15 protein-coding genes are annotated in these 16396 nt (G+C 71.2%); 7 read left to right on the top strand and 8 right to left on the bottom strand.

The annotated features are described in order from the left end of the window. The first annotated feature begins 85 nt into the window (after positions 1-85). Positions 86-541, top strand: coding sequence for a DUF3291 domain-containing protein (locus tag AB0J02_RS24995; RefSeq protein WP_363195977.1), 456 nt, complete (start codon positions 86-88; stop codon positions 539-541). Here the strand turns inward: AB0J02_RS24995 and AB0J02_RS25000 are convergent. Next, positions 519-1625 carry a ferritin-like domain-containing protein gene (locus AB0J02_RS25000; RefSeq protein WP_363195978.1) on the bottom strand — a complete coding sequence of 369 codons (1107 nt, stop codon included), beginning with the start codon at positions 1623-1625 and terminating at the stop codon, positions 519-521. The genes AB0J02_RS24995 and AB0J02_RS25000 overlap by 23 nt on opposite strands. 143 nt (positions 1626-1768) lie before the next feature. Between AB0J02_RS25000 and AB0J02_RS25005 the strand changes: the two genes are divergently transcribed. From AB0J02_RS25005 to AB0J02_RS25020, 4 genes are all read left to right on the top strand, one after another. After that, positions 1769-2707, top strand: a complete 939-nt coding sequence (locus AB0J02_RS25005) for a diiron oxygenase (protein WP_363195979.1) — start codon at positions 1769-1771, stop codon at positions 2705-2707. Between the two features lie 162 nt (positions 2708-2869). Next, on the top strand, positions 2870-3595 hold the full coding sequence (locus tag AB0J02_RS25010) for a TetR/AcrR family transcriptional regulator (protein ID WP_363195980.1): 726 nt from the start codon (positions 2870-2872) through the stop codon (positions 3593-3595). Between the two features lie 207 nt (positions 3596-3802). Then, on the top strand, positions 3803-4075 hold the full coding sequence (locus AB0J02_RS25015; protein WP_363195981.1) for a hypothetical protein: 273 nt from the start codon (positions 3803-3805) through the stop codon (positions 4073-4075). 137 nt (positions 4076-4212) lie between these two features. Continuing rightward, positions 4213-5352, top strand: a complete 1140-nt coding sequence (locus AB0J02_RS25020) for an NlpC/P60 family protein (protein WP_363195982.1) — start codon at positions 4213-4215, stop codon at positions 5350-5352. An 8-nt stretch (positions 5353-5360) separates the two neighbouring features. Here AB0J02_RS25020 and AB0J02_RS25025 read toward each other — a convergent pair whose 3' ends face one another. From AB0J02_RS25025 to AB0J02_RS25045, 5 genes are read right to left on the bottom strand one after another with little or no spacing between them, the layout of a single operon-like run. Beyond that, positions 5361-6611 (bottom strand): styrene monooxygenase/indole monooxygenase family protein, encoded by a 1251-nt coding sequence (locus AB0J02_RS25025; RefSeq protein ID WP_363195983.1) that lies wholly within the window; start codon positions 6609-6611, stop codon positions 5361-5363. Between the two features lie 53 nt (positions 6612-6664). Next, on the bottom strand, positions 6665-7294 hold the full coding sequence (locus tag AB0J02_RS25030; protein ID WP_363195984.1) for an ATP/GTP-binding protein: 630 nt from the start codon (positions 7292-7294) through the stop codon (positions 6665-6667). Next, the gene (locus AB0J02_RS25035) at positions 7275-7679 is read right to left on the bottom strand and encodes a DUF742 domain-containing protein (protein WP_363195985.1); all 405 of its coding nucleotides are present in this window, start codon (positions 7677-7679) and stop codon (positions 7275-7277) included. The genes AB0J02_RS25030 and AB0J02_RS25035 overlap by 20 nt, the downstream gene beginning before the upstream one ends. Next, positions 7676-8167 (bottom strand): roadblock/LC7 domain-containing protein, encoded by a 492-nt coding sequence (locus AB0J02_RS25040; protein WP_363195986.1) that lies wholly within the window; start codon positions 8165-8167, stop codon positions 7676-7678. The genes AB0J02_RS25035 and AB0J02_RS25040 overlap by 4 nt, the downstream gene beginning before the upstream one ends. After that, the gene (locus AB0J02_RS25045; protein ID WP_363195987.1) at positions 8164-10833 is read right to left on the bottom strand and encodes a nitrate- and nitrite sensing domain-containing protein; all 2670 of its coding nucleotides are present in this window, start codon (positions 10831-10833) and stop codon (positions 8164-8166) included. The genes AB0J02_RS25040 and AB0J02_RS25045 overlap by 4 nt, the downstream gene beginning before the upstream one ends. Before the next feature lie 559 nt (positions 10834-11392). Between AB0J02_RS25045 and AB0J02_RS25050 the strand changes: the two genes are divergently transcribed. Further along, positions 11393-12181: a protein phosphatase 2C domain-containing protein gene (locus tag AB0J02_RS25050; protein WP_363195988.1), complete on the top strand. Its 789-nt coding sequence runs from the start codon at positions 11393-11395 to the stop codon at positions 12179-12181. A gap of 101 nt (positions 12182-12282) precedes the next feature. Here AB0J02_RS25050 and AB0J02_RS25055 read toward each other — a convergent pair whose 3' ends face one another. Next, the gene (locus AB0J02_RS25055) at positions 12283-12795 is read right to left on the bottom strand and encodes a MarR family transcriptional regulator (protein WP_363195989.1); all 513 of its coding nucleotides are present in this window, start codon (positions 12793-12795) and stop codon (positions 12283-12285) included. 273 nt (positions 12796-13068) lie between these two features. Between AB0J02_RS25055 and AB0J02_RS25060 the strand changes: the two genes are divergently transcribed. Beyond that, on the top strand, positions 13069-13890 hold the full coding sequence (locus AB0J02_RS25060) for a lysozyme (protein WP_363195990.1): 822 nt from the start codon (positions 13069-13071) through the stop codon (positions 13888-13890). A gap of 59 nt (positions 13891-13949) precedes the next feature. Here the strand turns inward: AB0J02_RS25060 and lon are convergent, their stop codons facing one another. Next, positions 13950-16361 (bottom strand): endopeptidase La, encoded by a 2412-nt coding sequence (gene lon / locus AB0J02_RS25065; protein WP_363195991.1) that lies wholly within the window; start codon positions 16359-16361, stop codon positions 13950-13952. Positions 16362-16396 lie beyond the last annotated feature (35 nt).

Below are 16396 nucleotides of genomic sequence, written 5' to 3' on the forward strand. Positions count from 1 at the left end.
AGGTGGGCAGGTGGGCAGGTGGTCTCGGTGTCACGCACTGGACCGGCCCTGCGCGGGGCGCGCGCGGCGATCTACCGTCCCGGCCATGGCCATCCACCAGCTCGCACCGGTGAACATCGGCCGCCTCAAAGCCCCTCTCGACACCCCCGAGTTGAAGGACTTCACGAACAACCTGGATCCGGTCAACGCCGCGGCCGACGGCTCCGACGGCTTCGTCCGGCGGCTCCAGGGCGACTCCGGCGACGCGACCGACCTGCGGATCCACGACGACGAGTGGCTGTGGGTGAACATGTCCGTGCGGCGCGACATCGAAGCGCTGAAAGCCTTCATGTACCAGGGCGTACATCGCGAACTCCTCGCCCGAAGACGGGAGTTCGTCGAGCGCCTCAGCGAGGCGGTGACGGCGCTGTGGTGGGTGCCGGCCGGACACCGCCCCACCGTCGCGGAGGCCGAGGACCGCCTCACGCACCTGCGCGAGAACGGCCCGACCCCGTACGCCTTCACTCTCCGCACGACGTTCAGTCCTGTGCTCCCGCGCTGATCGCCGCCTCCACCTCCGCGACCCGCTCGTGCTCCTCCGCCGCGAAGCGTTCGGCGTCGAGCTTCTCGGCGATCTCCTCGTCCTGGGTCATCAGCAGATCGAGGTTGGAGTTGCCCATCTCGAAGACGCCCATGTCGACGTAGGCCTGCTGGAGCCGCGGGCCCCACAGGCCGATGTCCTTGACGCAGGGCACGATCCGCGAGAACAGCAACTGCCGGAACAGCGCCAGGAATTCGGACTGCTCGGTGTACTCGTCGGCCTGCGCCTTCGGGATGCCGAAGTCCTCCAGGACCTCGACGCCGCGCAGCCGGTCGCGCATCAGGTAGCAGCCCTCGATGACGAACTCCTCGCGCTCGCGCAGTTCGGCGTCGGTGAGCTGCTTGTAGTAGTCGCGCAGGGCCATCCGCCCGAAGGCGACATGGCGGGCCTCGTCCTGCATCACGTAGGCGAGGATCTGCTTGGGCAGCGGCTTGTCGGTGGTGTCGCGGATCATGCCGAACGCGGCCAGCGCGAGCCCCTCGATGAGAACCTGCATGCCGAGGTAGGGCATGTCCCAGCGGGAGTCGCGGAGCGTGTCGCCGAGCAGGGCCTGCAGATTGTCGTTGATCGGGTACAGCATCCCGATCTTCTCGTGGAGGAAGCGGCCGTAGATCTCCGCGTGCCGCGCCTCGTCCATGGTCTGGGTCGCCGAGTACAGCTTGGCGTCCAGGTCGGGGACGGACTCGACGATGCGCGCCGCGCACACCATCGCGCCCTGCTCCCCGTGCAGGAACTGGCTGAACTGCCAGGAGGCGTAGTGCTTGCGCAGTTCGCCCTTGTCCTTCTCCGTCATCTTCGCCCAGTGGGGCGTGCCGTACAGGGACATCGCCTCGTCCGGGGTGCCGAGGGGGTCGTACGGATCGACCTCCAGCTCCCAGTCGATGCGTTTGGCGCCGTCCCACTGCTTGTCCTTGCCCTTTTGGTAGAGGGCGAGCAGCCGGTCGCGCCCGTCGTCGTATTCCCAGCTGAAGCGGGCCGAACTGGCCGACGGTACTTGCCAGTTGGGCTCGCCCGGGGCCCTGGTGTACAGCTCATGCGTCGACATACCGGCAGGCTCACACGGTGGTAGACGCGGGGTCAACAAGTCGTGCGTGAGGGATTGACGCCCTTGCTGACAAGCAGTCTCATAAAACGGAGGCACAGTTGTGACTGCCGGTAACTCCTAATACCGAGGATGGGGAGTCAGCGATGACGACCGTGACGGAAGCCGACGCGCTGGAAGGGCTGCGTGACGCGCTCGGTCTGCTCAGGGACCGGGAGCAGGTGGCCGAGCGGCTGCTCGACTCCTCCGCCAAGCACTCCTTCGATCCGGACAAGGAGCTGGACTGGGAAGCCCCCTTCGAGGAGGGCAAGTGGTTCTGGCCGCCGGAGCTCGTGTCGCTGTACGGCACCCCGCTGTGGAAGCGGATGAGCGAGGAGCAGCGGATCGACCTGTCCCGGCACGAGGCGGCGGCGCTCGCCTCGCTCGGCATCTGGTTCGAACTGATCCTGATGCAGCTGCTCGTCCGGCACGTCTACGACAAGGCGGCGACGAGCGCGCACGTCCGGTACGCCCTCACCGAGATCGAGGACGAGTGCCGGCACTCCAAGATGTTCGCGCGGCTCATCACGCGCGGTGAGACCCCGCACTACCCGGTGGCCCGCGTCCACCACAACCTGGGGCGCCTGTTCAAGACGGTCTCCACCACCCCCGGGTCGTTCACGGCGACGCTGCTCGGCGAGGAGATCCTCGACTGGATGCAGCGGCTGACCTTCCCGGACGAGCGCGTCCAGCCCCTCGTCCGCGGCGTGACCCGCATCCACGTGGTCGAGGAGGCCCGCCATGTCCGGTACGCGCGTGAGGAGTTGCGGCGCCAGATGGTGACGGCGCCGCGCTGGTCCCAGGAGTTCACGCGTCTCACGTCGGGCGAGTTCGCCCGCATCTTCTCCGAGGCCTTCATCAACCCCGAGGTCTACACGAACGTAGGACTCGACAAGCGGGAGGCCGTGGCCCAGGTCAAGGCGAGCGGCCACCGCCGCGAGATCATGCAGACCGGCGCGAAGCGGCTCACGGACTTCCTGGACGACATCGGGGTGCTGCGCGGTGTCGGCCGGCAGCTGTGGAAGTCTTCCGGACTGCTGGCCTGACGGCCGGCGACGACGGGGTGGAGGACCGTGCCGCGCTGGAGCAGCACGTCGCGGAGAGCCATTGGCGCGTCTCCCGGACCGGCTGAGCCGGGGCGGGGCGGGCCACCGTCCGCCCCGCTTTCGCCTGACGGCGCCCGGCCCCGGCCGGTTACTCTCTCGGGCATGACGTCGGCAACCGGCACGCCCGCGTATCGAAGGCTCAGCGTCGAGGAACGGCGGGCGCAGCTGCTCGAGGCGGCGCTGTCGCTGTTCGCGCACCGGGCGCCGGAGGAGGTCTCCCTCGACGACGTGGCGGAGGCCGCCGGAGTCTCCCGGCCCCTCGTCTACCGCTACTTCCCGGGCGGCAAGCAGCAGTTGTACGAGGCCGCGCTGCGGTCCGCCGCCGACGTACTGGAACAGTGCTTCGCCGAGCCGCCGCACGGTTCCCTCACGACCCGTCTCGCCCGGGCGCTCGACCGCTACCTGGCCTTCGTCGACGAGCACGACATGGGCTTCGCGGCGCTGCTCCAGGGCGGCAGCGTCGTGGAGACCTCGCGGACCTCCGCGATCGTGGACGGGGTGCGCCGGGCCGCCGCCGACCACATCCTCAGCCACCTGTCGGTGACGGCACCGGGCCCGCGGCTGCGCATGACCGTCCGCATGTGGATCACGGCCGTGGAAGCGGCCTCCCTCATCTGGCTCGACGAGGAGAAGCAGCCGCCGCTGGACGAGCTGCGCGACGGCCTGGTCGACCAGTTCATGGCGGTCCTGACGGCGACGGCGGGCCGCGACCCGGAAACCGCGGCCGTCGTCCGCCACGCCCTCTCCCTGGAAACCTCCGACGGCCCGGTGGGCGAGCTGGCCCGGCGGGTGCTGCCGGTGGTGAGCGACGCGGCGCATTTGTTGTGACCCCGCCTACTGGCTCAACCTGTGAACGGAATCGGATCATGTCCGACCTGACGCGGCTGACGCGGGAATCGATCGGTTCGACCGCCGACGAGGAGGCGCGGCGCGGCGGCCGATCTTCTCTCCTTCGGGCCCGACCGGGATGCCTTCGCGGAGGAACTGAAGGCGCGGGCCGCCCGGCTCGGCTGAGGTCCAGGGGACACTGGTCAGGTGAAGAGCGAAGACATCCCCTTTGTCGGCGGGCCCCTCGACGGGCGCTCGCTGCCCGTTCTGGTGACGGCCACCGGCAATCCGCCCAAGGTGTACAAGGTGCCTGTACCGGACAGGGACGGCGGGCCCGACACCGTGCTCGTGTACGTACGTGAACCCGTGCCCGACGGGAAGTCCGTGCGGCTGGTGCAGAAGTGGCGGTACGCGTTCGTGCCCGACGGGAGGGTGGAGCGCGGCGTCAGGTGGCCGTGGACGAAGAAGCGTGACGCGTAGCGGCGGCTCGCCGGGCGACCACCGCAGGAGTGGTGGAGTTGGGCCGAACCGCGCAGTCCACCGCGTGGGCGGGGCGGCAGTCTGTTGATGTTCACGGTGCGGGGCGCAGACGGTGACCCCGCGCCGGAGGTGATGAGGTGTCAGGCAGGCTGGTGCGCTGGGTGTGCACGGCGGCCGTCGCGGGGGTGCTGCTCGCGCCGGGCCCGGCGGGCGCGGTGCCCGAGCCGGGGCCTGGCGGGGAGAAGTCCGTCGCCGAGCTGCTGACGGATCTTCAGACGCTGTACCAGGAGGCCGAGGAGGCCACCGAGACGTACAACGCGACCGAGGAGCAGCTCAGGAAGCGCCGCGCGGAGGCCGAGTCCCTGGCCGAAAAGCTGGCCGTGGCGCGCGGCTCGCTGCACGGCAGCCGGCTCGCCGCGGGGCGCCTCGCGCGGGAGCAGTACCAGGGGCGCAGCGAGATCGGCCCGTACGTACGGCTGCTGCTCGCCCGCGATCCGCAGCACGCGCTCGACCAGGGCCGGGTGCTCCAGCGGGCCGCCAAGGAGCAGAAGGCCACCGTCGACCGGCTGGTCGGCGACGAGAAGAAGGCCGACGGGCTCGCCACGACGGCGCGGGCCGCGCTCGACCAGCAGCTGAAGCTCGCGACGGACCAGAAGAAGGAACGGGACGCCGTACGGAAACGGCTGAAGGACGTCGAGGAGCTGCTCGCCTCCCTCACCTCGGATCAGCTCGCTCAGCTGGCCCGCCTGGAGAACGCCGGGACGGCGGACGCGCAGCGGACGTTCATGGCGTCGGGGGCGCTCAGCTCGGTCGGCAGGTCACCGTCGAGGGCGGGCGGCGTCGCGCTCGCGTACGCGGTGCGGCAGATCGGGAAGCCGTATGTGTGGGGCGCGGAGGGACCGAAGGCCTTCGACTGCTCCGGGCTCACCTCGCAGGCGTGGGCGCACGCGGGGCGGGTGATCCCGCGGACCTCGCAGGAGCAGTGGGCCACGCTCCCCCGGGTGCCGCTGTCCGGGCTGCGGCCCGGTGACCTCGTCGTGTACTTCCCCAAGGCCACGCACGTCGCGATGTACCTCGGCGACGGGATGGTGGTGCAGGCGCCGCGGCCCGGGGCGCGTGTGAAGGTGTCACCGATCGCGGCGAACCCGCTGCTCGGGGCGGTCCGGCCGGATCCCGGGGCCGGCCCGATGACCGGGTACCGGGCGCCGGAGCTGCCGGCCGGGGCGATGTCCGGCGGCGACGCGGGATACGCCGCCGGGGCGCCCGGCAGTGAGTAGGCCGGGGCTCAGCCGACCGAGGCCAGGTAGGCGTTCGTCTTCTCCGGCTCGTAGAAGAAGTTCTCGAAGTCGGCCGGGTTGTTGAATCCGTTCGCGAAGCGGTCGGCGACCGGCTGGAGCCGGCTGCCCGCGCCGATCAGGTTGAGGACGTGCTCCGGCGGCGGGCCGAGCATCGCGTTCGTCCACTTCGTGACGTGCTGGGCCGTGTCCCAGTACCGGTCGAACGCGGACTGCATCCAGTCCTCGTCGAACGGCTTGTCGCCGTGCTCGACGATCGCCGCGAGGTAGGCGGCCGCGCACTTGGACGCCGAGTTGGAGCCCTGCCCGGTGATCGGGTCGTTGGCGACGACCACGTCGGCGACGCCGAGGACCGCGCCGCCGCCGGGCAGCCGGCCGACGGGGTTGCGGACCGTGGGGGCGTAGCGGCCGGCCAGCGTGCCGTTGGCGTCGGTCAGCTCGACCTTCGTGGCGCGCGCGTACTCCCAGGGCACGAACTTCTCCATCAGCTCCAGGGTCAGCGCCAGGTGCTCGGAGGGGTCCTTGACGCCCTTGAACGCGTCGACCGGCCCGCCGGGGACGCCCTCCCAGAAGAGGATGTCCGCGCGGCCGGTCGTGGTCAGCGTGGGCATGACGAACAGCTCGCCGACGCCGGGCACGAGGTTGCACCGGACCGCGTCGAAGTCCGGGTGCTCGGGGCGTACGTCCAGACCGTGCACGTAGGCGACGGCGAGGGCGCGCTGCGGCTCGCTGTACGGGGAGCGGGAGGCGTCTCGGCCGAACATCGAGACCAGCTCGCCCTTGCCCGCGGAGACCAGGACGAGGTCGTACGTACGCGAGAAGTAGTCCAGGTCGGAGACGGCCGCGCCGTGGATGACGAGCTGGCCGCCGCGCTGCGCGAACGTGTCCATCCAGCCCGCCATCTTGACGCGCTGGTCGACGGACTGGGCGAAGCCGTCGAGCTTGCCGACCCAGTCGATGGCGCGCTGCGAGGGGCCGGGGTCGAAGGAGCCGGGGGCGGCGACGGAGACGCCGAGGCCCTCGATCCGCGGGGCCTGCGACTCCCAGAAGTTGAGCTGGAGGTCGCGCTCGTGCTGGAGCGCGGTGTGGAACATGCACTGCGTCGACATGACCCGGCCGGAGCGGATCTCGTCGGCGGTGCGGTTGGACATCAGGGTGACCTCGTAGCCGTGGGACTGCAGTCCCAGGGCCAGCTGGAGACCGGACTGGCCGGCTCCGACGACGAGTATCTTCCGGGACATACGGCTGCCTCTAACTAGTGCTGATCGCTGATCACTGGCGTACGGACGGGGCGTTATTCGGGGGTGACGTCCAAAGCGTGGCCGACCAGGGCGAGCAGTGTCTCGATCGCCGATATCCGGCGGCGCGCGTCCATGACCACCACGGGGACGTGCGGCGGCACCGTCAGCGCTTCGCGCACGTCGGCCGCGTCGAACTCTTCCGATCCGTCGAAGTGGTTGACGGCCACGACGTACGGCAGTCCGCAGCTCTCGAAGTAGTCGAGGGCCGGGAAGCAGTCCGCCAGCCGGCGGGTGTCGACGAGGACGACGGCGCCGATCGCGCCGCGCACCAGGTCGTCCCACATGAACCAGAAACGGTCCTGCCCCGGCGTGCCGAACAGGTAGAGGACCAGATCGTCGTCGAGCGTGAGGCGGCCGTAGTCCATGGCCACGGTCGTGGTCGTCTTCTCCGGCGTCGCGGTGAGGTCGTCGGTCCCCTCGCTCGCCTCGGTCATCAGCGCCTCCGTCTGGAGGGGCTCGATCTCCGAGACGGCGGCGACCAGCGTCGTCTTGCCGACGCCGAAGCCGCCCGCCACCACGATCTTCGTGGCGACCGGGGCCCGGGTGCGGTCCGTCTGCCAGGCCTGCAACTGCTCCTCTTCGCCCGGGAGTCCGGCGAAGAGGTCAGAGACGGCGGAGTCCACTCAGCACCCTTTCCAGCAGCGCGCGGTCCGGCTGTCCCGGGCCGTGACCGGTTCCGTACACGCGGATCTTTCCCTGGTCGGCGAGGTCGCTCAGCAGTACGCGGACCACGCCCAGGGGCATCTTGAGGAGCGCGGCGATCTCGGCGACCGTGCGCATGCGGCGGCACAGTTCGACGATGGCCCGCATTTCCGGCATGACACCGGCGAGCGTCCCCTTCCCTATTTCCAGACGCTCGTCGGGGCCCTCGATGGCGGCCGTGCTCGCGATGAACGTCTCGACGAGCAGCACGTGCCCGAAGCGGGTGCGGCCGCCGGTCAGGGAGTAGGGGCGGACGCGGGCGGGTTTGCGCTCGCCGCCGCGGACGGGAAGTTTCGGAGTGGTCACCGGGTGCTCTCCATCGACTGGCGCAGTTCGCTGCGGAGTTCGGGCGTCAGGACGTGCCCGGCACGCCCGACGAAGAGCGCCATGTGGTAAGCGACCACGCTCATGTCGCAGTCCGGGGTGGCGTGCACGCCGAGCAGGGAACCGTCGCTGATGGACATGACGAAGAGGCTGCCCTCCTCCATCGCGACCACGGTCTGCTTGACGCCGCCGCCGTTCATCAGCTTGGCGGCGCCGATGGTGAGGCTGCCGATGCCCGACACGATGGTGGCCAGGTCGGCGCTGGAGCCCTTGGGGCCGCCACTGTGGTCGGCCGGGGCCTCGGTGTTCCTCCCGGGGTCGGAGGAGAGCAGGAGCAGTCCGTCGGACGAGACGACAGCGACGGAGAGGAGCCCTGGTACCTCCTCTACGAGATTGGTCAGCAGCCAGTGCAGATTGCGTGCTTCGGTGCTGAGCGCGGGGTTGTTGAGTGCAGGGGTGGGCGCAGTCAACTGCTTGCCTCCTCGGCGGTGTCCCCCTTGGCTTCTCCACTACGTTCCTCGGCTCCGGCGGCCCTGGTCGCGGCCGTACCGTCCGTGCTGTCCGTGCCGTCTTCGAGTTCCGCCTCCACGTCGCGCCGGCCCTCCTGGGCGCCGCGGTGGAAGCCGCCGAGCCTGCGCCGCAGCGCGTCCGCGTCGACGGCGCCGGCGCGCGGCTTCGGGGCTGCGGCGGGCGCGGACACCTTCGGGGTGCGCTTGGGCAGGCCCTTGTCGGTGACGCGCTCCCACTGGGGCTCGCGCTGCGGCGGGACCTCGGCGGCGGGCTCCGGTATGTCGCGCGCGGGCGCCGGTTCGGCGGGGCTCTCGTCCGGGGTGCGCTCGTGGGTGTCCGGCTCGGAGTCGTCGGGCGACGGCGGGGCGATGAGCTCCATCGTGGTCTCGGACTCGGACTCGGACTCCGGCGCGGACGCGGGCGCCGGCGGCTTGAGCGCGAAGTCGGTCTCGGCCTCGGCCTCGGCCTCGCGTACGGCCTGTTCCGCGGCCTCGATGAGCGGGTCCGCGGCGTGCGGGTCCGGCTCGGGCACCCGGTCCGTCGAACGGCCGGCCAGGACATTGGAGTTGGCCTCGGCCTCGGAGCCCGGCAGATGCACGGCGGGCGCCCCGCCCGGCACCGGGACCGGCGGCGGCGCCGCCACGGCGGGCACGGCGGCGAGCAGCGCGGTGGGCAGCACGACGACGGTCGCGATGCCTCCCTGCTTCTGCTCCCTCAGGCGTACCCGCACCCCGTGCCGTGCCGCGAGCCGCGCGACGACGTACAGGCCGAGCCCGAGCCCTTCGGCGTCCTCCGGGTCGTGGGCCTGCTCGGCGGCGAAGGAGGAGAGCCTGTTGTTCAGCTCCCGCATCCGCTCCTCGGTCATGCCGATGCCCTCGTCCTGGATGGAGAGCATGACGTCGCCGTTCTCCAGGAGCCAGGCGGAGACCTCGACGGCGGCGTCCGGCGGGGAGAACGACGTGGCGTTCTCCAGGAGTTCGGCCACGAGGTGGCTGAGGTCGTCGGCGGCGAACCCGGCGATGTGGGCGTGCGGCGGCAGCGCGGCGATCCGCACCCGCTCGTAGCGCTCGATCTCCGAGACGGCGGCGCGCAGGACGTCGACGAGCGGCACCGAGCCCGCGTGCTGCTGCCCGTGCTCGGCGCCGGCGAGGACCAGCAGGTTCTCGCTGTGGCGCCGCATGACGGTCGCGAAGTGGTCCAGCTTGAAGAGGGTGGCGAGCCGCTCGGGGTCCTGCTCGCGGTCCTCGAGACCCTCGATCACCCCGAGCTGCCGCTCGACGAGCCCGAGCGTGCGCAGCGCGAGGTTCACGAACGTGCCGTGGATGGAGTTCTTGACGCGAGCCAACTGCTCGCCGGCGGTTGCCAGTTCGGCGCGCAGGGCGTCGCGGTCGTCGGCCATGCGCTGCCGCTCGCCGATGAGGTGCTTGCGGTCGGACTCCAGGGTGGACTGCCGCTCGTGGAGTGCGACGGCGTGCGCGTGCAGCGCGTTGACCGAGCGGACGACCTGGGCGAACTCGTCGTTGCGCCCGGTGAACTTGACCGGCTCCTCGGTCGCCGGGGCGTCGGCGATCCGGGCCGATCCGATGCGGAGCACGGCGAGCGGCCGGGTCAGCGAACGGGCCGCGCCCATGGCGACGCCGACGGCCGCGAGGAGGCAGACGCCCAGCAGCGCGATCCGGATCTCCAGGCCGCTGACGTCGTCGTCACGCAGCCGCTCCAGGCTCTTGACGCGCTGGTCCCCGAGCGCGGCCTCGGCGCCCCGCATCGAGTCGATCCGGGCGGTCAGCGCGGCGTCGACGCTCTTCGCGCTGTAGGCGAGCTCGTCGTCGGAGAGCGTCGGGGCGTCGGTCAGCCGGGTCAGGTACTTGTCGGCCTGCGCGACGTCGGGCCCGGTGACGGTGGAGTCGTACGCCGCCACGGACGCGGCCGGGGCGGAGTCGCGGAAGTCTTCCAGGGCGGACTGCTCGCGCACCCGGGCCTGCTGGGCGGCGGCGCTGAGCTTGTCGCGCTGCCTGCCGTCGGCGGAGTCCTCGTCCACGACGGTCCGCGGCAGGCCGGTGACGGGGTCGAGGGCGGTCGTGGTGGACTTCGGCACGGCGTACACGGCGAGCAGCAGGCCGCGGGCGGCGGAGGCCTGGTCGACGGCGCGGTCGAGGTCGGCGAGGGCGTGCGCGCCGGTGCCCGCGCGGGGCGGCGTGGCGTCGGCCAACTCTTCGGCGAGCCGGTGCAGTTCCGTGATGGCCTTGGAGTACGCGGTGTGCGCCTCCAGGGCGGATTCCTTGCCGGTGAGGGCGGCGCGCCGTACCGCGGCGACGTCGTCGACGGTGCGCCGCAGCGATCCGGCCGCGTCGACGCGCAGCTCGTCCACCTGCCGGTCGACGCGGGCGCTGCGTGCCTCGCTCAGACCCTGCCCTTTGGGGCGTCCCGCGGCGATGTAGGCGCTGACCTCGTCGCGCTCGTCGGCGAGCGCGTGCGACAGCGCGAGCGCGCGCTGGGTGCGCTCCGCGTCGTCGACGAGCCCCTGGGACTCCCCGACCTGTTCCGAGGCGGCCATGACGGCCGGTGCGCCCGCTCCGACGATGGCGGCGGCGACCACGGCGACAGCGATGATCAGCCGGTTCCGCACCCGGGCCCGCTTGCCTTTTCCTACGCCTTTTCCGGTGCCTTTGACGGTGCCCTTTCCGCCGTCCGCACCAGCACCTTTTTCGACAGGGACCGGCCGGGGCGTGACCGGATCACCCGCGTTCGACGCCATCGATTCCAAGCCACCCGCACCGTCCGGCCCACCCGTCCCACTGGCCTCGCTACCGCCGGAGGTGTTCCGCACCTGGTGCTCGCATTCCTGACTCGTCCTACCCATGGACCCAAGTGACGGTCTGTCAACAATTGGGCCCCTCTGGCATGGCCCCTGACCATTCCAGTGCCGGTGAGCAGGGGGCGTACATCACCTTGCCCGCCACCCGAAGGAGTGAACATCGAGCGGGAGTTGAGGAGCAAGTTCCCTTGTCACGGCCGCGACCCGGCAACGGCGTGCCGGTTGGACGTCCTTCACAGGCTTTGGCAAGATGCCCCGCCACGCCTCGCCGGAGTCGATCATTCCACCCATAACAGGCGCCCGACCTGCCGGTACCGGCCAACCCGCGTGGATCGGCCGGCGCCGTGAAGGCCTCGTGCAGACTGGCCGAATGCGCATCGAACTGACCACCGAACCCGGCGACCCCGGCCGCCCCAACGAGGACTACGCCTCGGTAGCGGTTCCGGCCCACGGGCAAGGCGGAACACTGGTCGTCCTCGACGGCGTCACGCCACCGCCCGCCGACGACGGCTGCCTGCACTCCGTCCCCTGGTTCACCGCCCGCCTCGGGGGCGCGCTGGCCGAACTGTCCGCTTCACGCCGGGATATGACCTTGCGTGACGTCCTCGCGGCGGCGATCGCCCGCACCGCCGACGCCCACCGCGCGACCTGTGACCTTTCTCACCCGCGCACTCCGCAGGCAACCGTCGTCCTCGCCCGCTGGAACGCGGAGCACGTCGAACATCTCGTGCTGTCCGACTCGGCGCTGCTCACGGAAGCACCGGACGGCTCGGTGACGGCCCTGCTCGACGACCGCCTCGACCGGGTGCCGCGCTCCTCCCTGGTCTCGGACGCGGTGGCCGACGCGACCGTACGCAACAAGGAGGGCGGCTTCTTCACCGCGGCCGCCGACCCCGCGGTGGCGGCCCGCGCCGTGACCGGCACGCTCCCCCGCGCCGAGGTCCGGGCGCTCGCCGCACTGACCGACGGGGCGACGCGCTGGGTGGAGAAGTTCCACGAGGGCGACTGGACCGACCTGTTCACGCTCATACGAAAGGAGGGCGCGGAGGCGGTGGTGGCCCGGGTCCGCGCGCTGGAGCAGTCGGACGCGCAGGTTTGTACGTATCTGCGCCGCGGCAAGACCCACGACGACGCGAGCATCGTGTACGCGGAGTTGTAGGGACAGTCCCCGCCGCCCGACGATCCGGGTCCGGAAAATCAAGCCCCTCCGGCGATCGAGGAGCGGGGTACGGGGCGGAGCCCCGAGGCGGTGCGCTCCCCCTACTCCGCCCCGGCATTCAACTGATGCAGCAGCCGGGCCAGTTCAGCGACCTCCAGCCGATCCCACCCGGCCAGCTGGCGCACATACCGCATGCGCCGAGCCTCCCGCACCTGACTGAAGTCGGCACGGCCGCGCTCGGTGAGGGAGATGAGCCAGGCCCGCCCGTCGGCCGGGTCGGGTTCGCGGGCGACGAACCCGAGCTCCTCCAGGGCACGCAGCTGGCGGCTCATCGTCGCCTTGCCGACACCGATGTACGCGGCGAGTTCGGTGGCCCGCTGCGCACCGCACTCCTCCAGGCGCACGAGCAGCCCGTACGCGGCCGGTTCCAGATCGGGGTGGACCTCGCGGGCCATCTCCCCGGAGGAGGCCCGGGCCCGGCGCAGGAAGACCGTCAACTCCCGTTCCAGAGCCAGGAATTCGTGGTCCACACCAGTCGGCGCGACCGCGGAATTCGCGTCGCGTTCGGCGGACCGCCGCTCGCCGTTCCCGTCTTCGTGCACGTCAGCACCCATGGCCAGAGTTTCCCCGGGTTTCCCTGTTCTGAAAGTTTTCGCCAATCACCGCTATTACCGCAGCTCCGCCAGTATTTCGCAGGAGTAGACCAACGGCAGCATCCAGGACCTCTTCCCTCCCCGTGGTCTACATGCGTAGCGTCATACATGGCATGTCCACACCAGCACGGTCGGAAGCGTCGCCAGAGTGACATGCCGACAGGTCGCACACCCGGCACAGGTCCCCGATCAGCGACGCGCTGGTCCCCCACGAGGCCTTCATGGAGGCATGCAATGCCCGTGCACAGACCCGTAACCCCCAAGCGCAGGAGCATCGCGGCAGGCGCTCTGCTCGCCGCGCTCTCCCTTCTGTTCACCCTGCCGAGCGCCGCGCAGGCCGCCGACGTCCCCGCCCGGGGCGAGGCCCACCTGGGCATGGGGGTGGCCGAGCACGACGGCGACACCGGCGAGGGCCCGGTCGGCAGGGTCACGCAGACCGAGGGGGTCGACGTCAGCAGCCACCAGGGCAACGTGGCCTGGTCGACGCTGTGGAGCAGCGGCGTGAAGTGGGCCTACACCAAGGCCACCGAGAGCACGTACTACACGAACCCCTACTTCGCGCAGCAGTACAACGGCTCGTACAACGTGGGCATGATCCGCGGGGCCTACCACTTCGCGACCCCGGACACCACGAACGGTGCCACCCAGGCCAACTACTTCGTCGACCACGGCGGCGGCTGGTCCAAGGACGGCAGGACGCTGCCGGGCGTGCTCGACATCGAGTGGAACCCGTACGGCGCCGCGTGCTACGGCAAGACGCAGGCCGCGATGGTGACGTGGATCCGGGACTTCGTGAACCAGTACAAGGCGCGCACCGGCCGGGACGCCGTGATCTACACGGCGACGAGCTGGTGGACCGACTGCACCGGCAACTCCGCCGCGTTCGGGTCCACCAACCCGCTGTGGATCGCCCGTTACGCCTCCACCGTGGGGGCGCTGCCGGCCGGCTGGGGCGTCCAGACGATCTGGCAGTACACGTCGTCCGGCCCGACGGTCGGCGACCACAACAAGTTCAACGGCGCGCTGGACCGCGTGCAGGCGCTCGCCAACGGCTGACCTGCCGAGAGGCCCGGGTCCCGCGAGGGGCCCGGGCCTCCGACGACCGGTCGCGTCCGTCACGCCGCCACCGGAACCTCCACACCCGCCGTGGCCGGGGCGAGGGCCAGTTCGAGCACCTGGCGGACATCCGTCACCGGGTGCACGTCCAGCTTCGCCAGGACCTCCGCCGGGACATCGTCCAGGTCGGCCTCGTTGCGCTTCGGGATGATCACCGTCGTGATGCCGGCCCGGTGCGCGGCGAGCAGCTTCTGCTTGACGCCGCCGATGGGCAGCACGCGTCCGGTCAGCGACACCTCACCGGTCATCGCCACATCCGTACGGACCAGGCGCCCGCTGAGCAGCGAGGCGAGGGCGGTCGTCATGGTGACGCCCGCGCTCGGCCCGTCCTTGGGCACGGCACCGGCCGGGAAGTGGATGTGCGCGCCGCGCTCCTTCAAGTCGCCGACGGGCAGCTCCAGTTCCGCCCCGTGCGAGCGCAGGAAGGAGAGCGCGATCTGCGCCGACTCCTTCATGACGTCGCCGAGCTGGCCGGTGAGGGTGAGCCCGGCCGCGCCCGTCTCCGGGTCGGCGAGGGACGCCTCCACGAAGAGCACGTCGCCACCGGCGCCGGTCACGGCGAGCCCGGTCGCGACACCCGGCACCGCCGTGCGCCGCTCGGCCGGGTCCTGCGCGGACTCGGGCACGTGGTGCGGCCGCCCGATGAGCGCCCGCAGATCGGCGTCGGTCACCGTGAACGGCAGCTTCCGCTCGCCCAGTTCGTGCTGCGCCGCGACCTTGCGGAGCAGCCGGCCGACGGAGCGCTCCAGGTTCCGGACACCGGCTTCCCGGGTGTACTCGCCCGCGAGCTTGCGCAGCGCGCTCTCGTCGAGGGCGACCTCGTCCTTCTCCAGACCGGCCCGCTCCAGCTGGCGCGGGAGCAGGTGGTCGCGGGCGATGACGACCTTCTCGTCCTCGGTGTAGCCGTCGAGCCGCACCAGCTCCATACGGTCGAGCAGCGCCTCCGGGATGGCCTCCAGGACGTTCGCCGTCGCGAGGAACACGACGTCGGACAGGTCGAGTTCGACCTCCAGGTAGTGGTCGCGGAAGGTGTGGTTCTGCGCCGGGTCGAGGACTTCGAGCAGGGCCGCGGCGGGGTCGCCGCGGAAGTCGGAGCCGACCTTGTCGATCTCGTCGAGCAGGACCACCGGGTTCATCGACCCGGCCTCCTTGATCGCGCGCACGATCCGGCCCGGCAGGGCGCCCACGTACGTACGACGGTGACCGCGGATCTCCGCCTCGTCGCGCACGCCGCCGAGGGCGACGCGGACGAACTTGCGGCCCATCGCGTGGGCCACGGACTCGCCGAGCGACGTCTTGCCGACGCCGGGCGGGCCGACCAGGGCGAGCACGGCGCCGCCGCGGCGGCCGCCGACGACGCCGAGCCCGCGCTCGGAGCGCCGCTTGCGCACGGCCAGGTACTCGGTGATGCGCTCCTTCACGTCCTCCAGGCCCGCGTGCTCGGCGTCGAGGATCTGCTGGGCGCCCTTGATGTCGTACTCGTCCTCGGTCCGCTCGGTCCACGGCAGTTCGAGGACGGTGTCGAGCCAGGTGCGGATCCAGGAGCCCTCGGGGGACTGGTCGCTGGACCGCTCCAGCTTCTCGACCTCCTTGAGCGCGGCCTCGCGGACCTTCTCGGGCAGGTCGGCGGCCTCGACGCGGGCGCGGTAGTCGTCGGACTCCTCGCCCTCGGCCTCTCCGTTCAGCTCGCGCAGCTCCTTGCGGACCGCGTCGAGCTGGCGCCGCAGCAGGAACTCGCGCTGCTGCTTGTCGACGCCTTCTTGTACGTCCTTGGCGATCGACTCGGCCACGTCCTGCTCGGCCAGGTGCTCGCGCAGGTGCTCGGCGGCGAGCTTGAGGCGGGCGACCGGGTCGGCCGTCTCCAGGAGTTCGACCTTCTGATCGGTGGTGAGGAACGGCGAGTAACCGGAGTTGTCGGCGAGGGTCGACACCTCGTCGATCTGCTGGACGCGGTCCACGACCTGCCAGGCGCCGCGCTTCTTCAGCCAGTTCGTGGCGAGGGCCTTGTACTCCTTGACCAGCTCGGCGACGGCGCCGGGCAGCGGCTCGGGCACCTCCTCCTCGACGGTCAGGCCCTCCACCCACAGGGCGGCGCCGGGCCCGGTGGTGCCCGCGCCGATGCGCACGCGGCCGCGGCCGCGGATCAGCGCGCCGGGGTCGCCGTCGGCGAGGCGTCCCACCTGCTCGACGGTGCCGAGCACCCCCGTGTTCGCGTACGTGCCGTCGATCCGCGGAACAAGCAGCACCTTCGGCTTGCTGTCCCCGGTGGAACGGGCGGCGGCCTGTGCGGCCTCCACGGCGGCGCGTACATCGGTGTCGTTCAGGTCCAGGGGCACCACCATGCCGGGCAGCACGACCTCGTCGTCGAGCGGCAGCACGGGCAAGGTGAGCGATGTGGACGTCGAAGCCATGATCTCCCCTTAGGCAGTCAAGTTGAGCTATGTCG

Source organism: Streptomyces sp. NPDC050264 (assembly GCF_040655895.1).
In the GTDB taxonomy this organism is placed as follows: Bacteria; Actinomycetota; Actinomycetes; order Streptomycetales; family Streptomycetaceae; genus Streptomyces.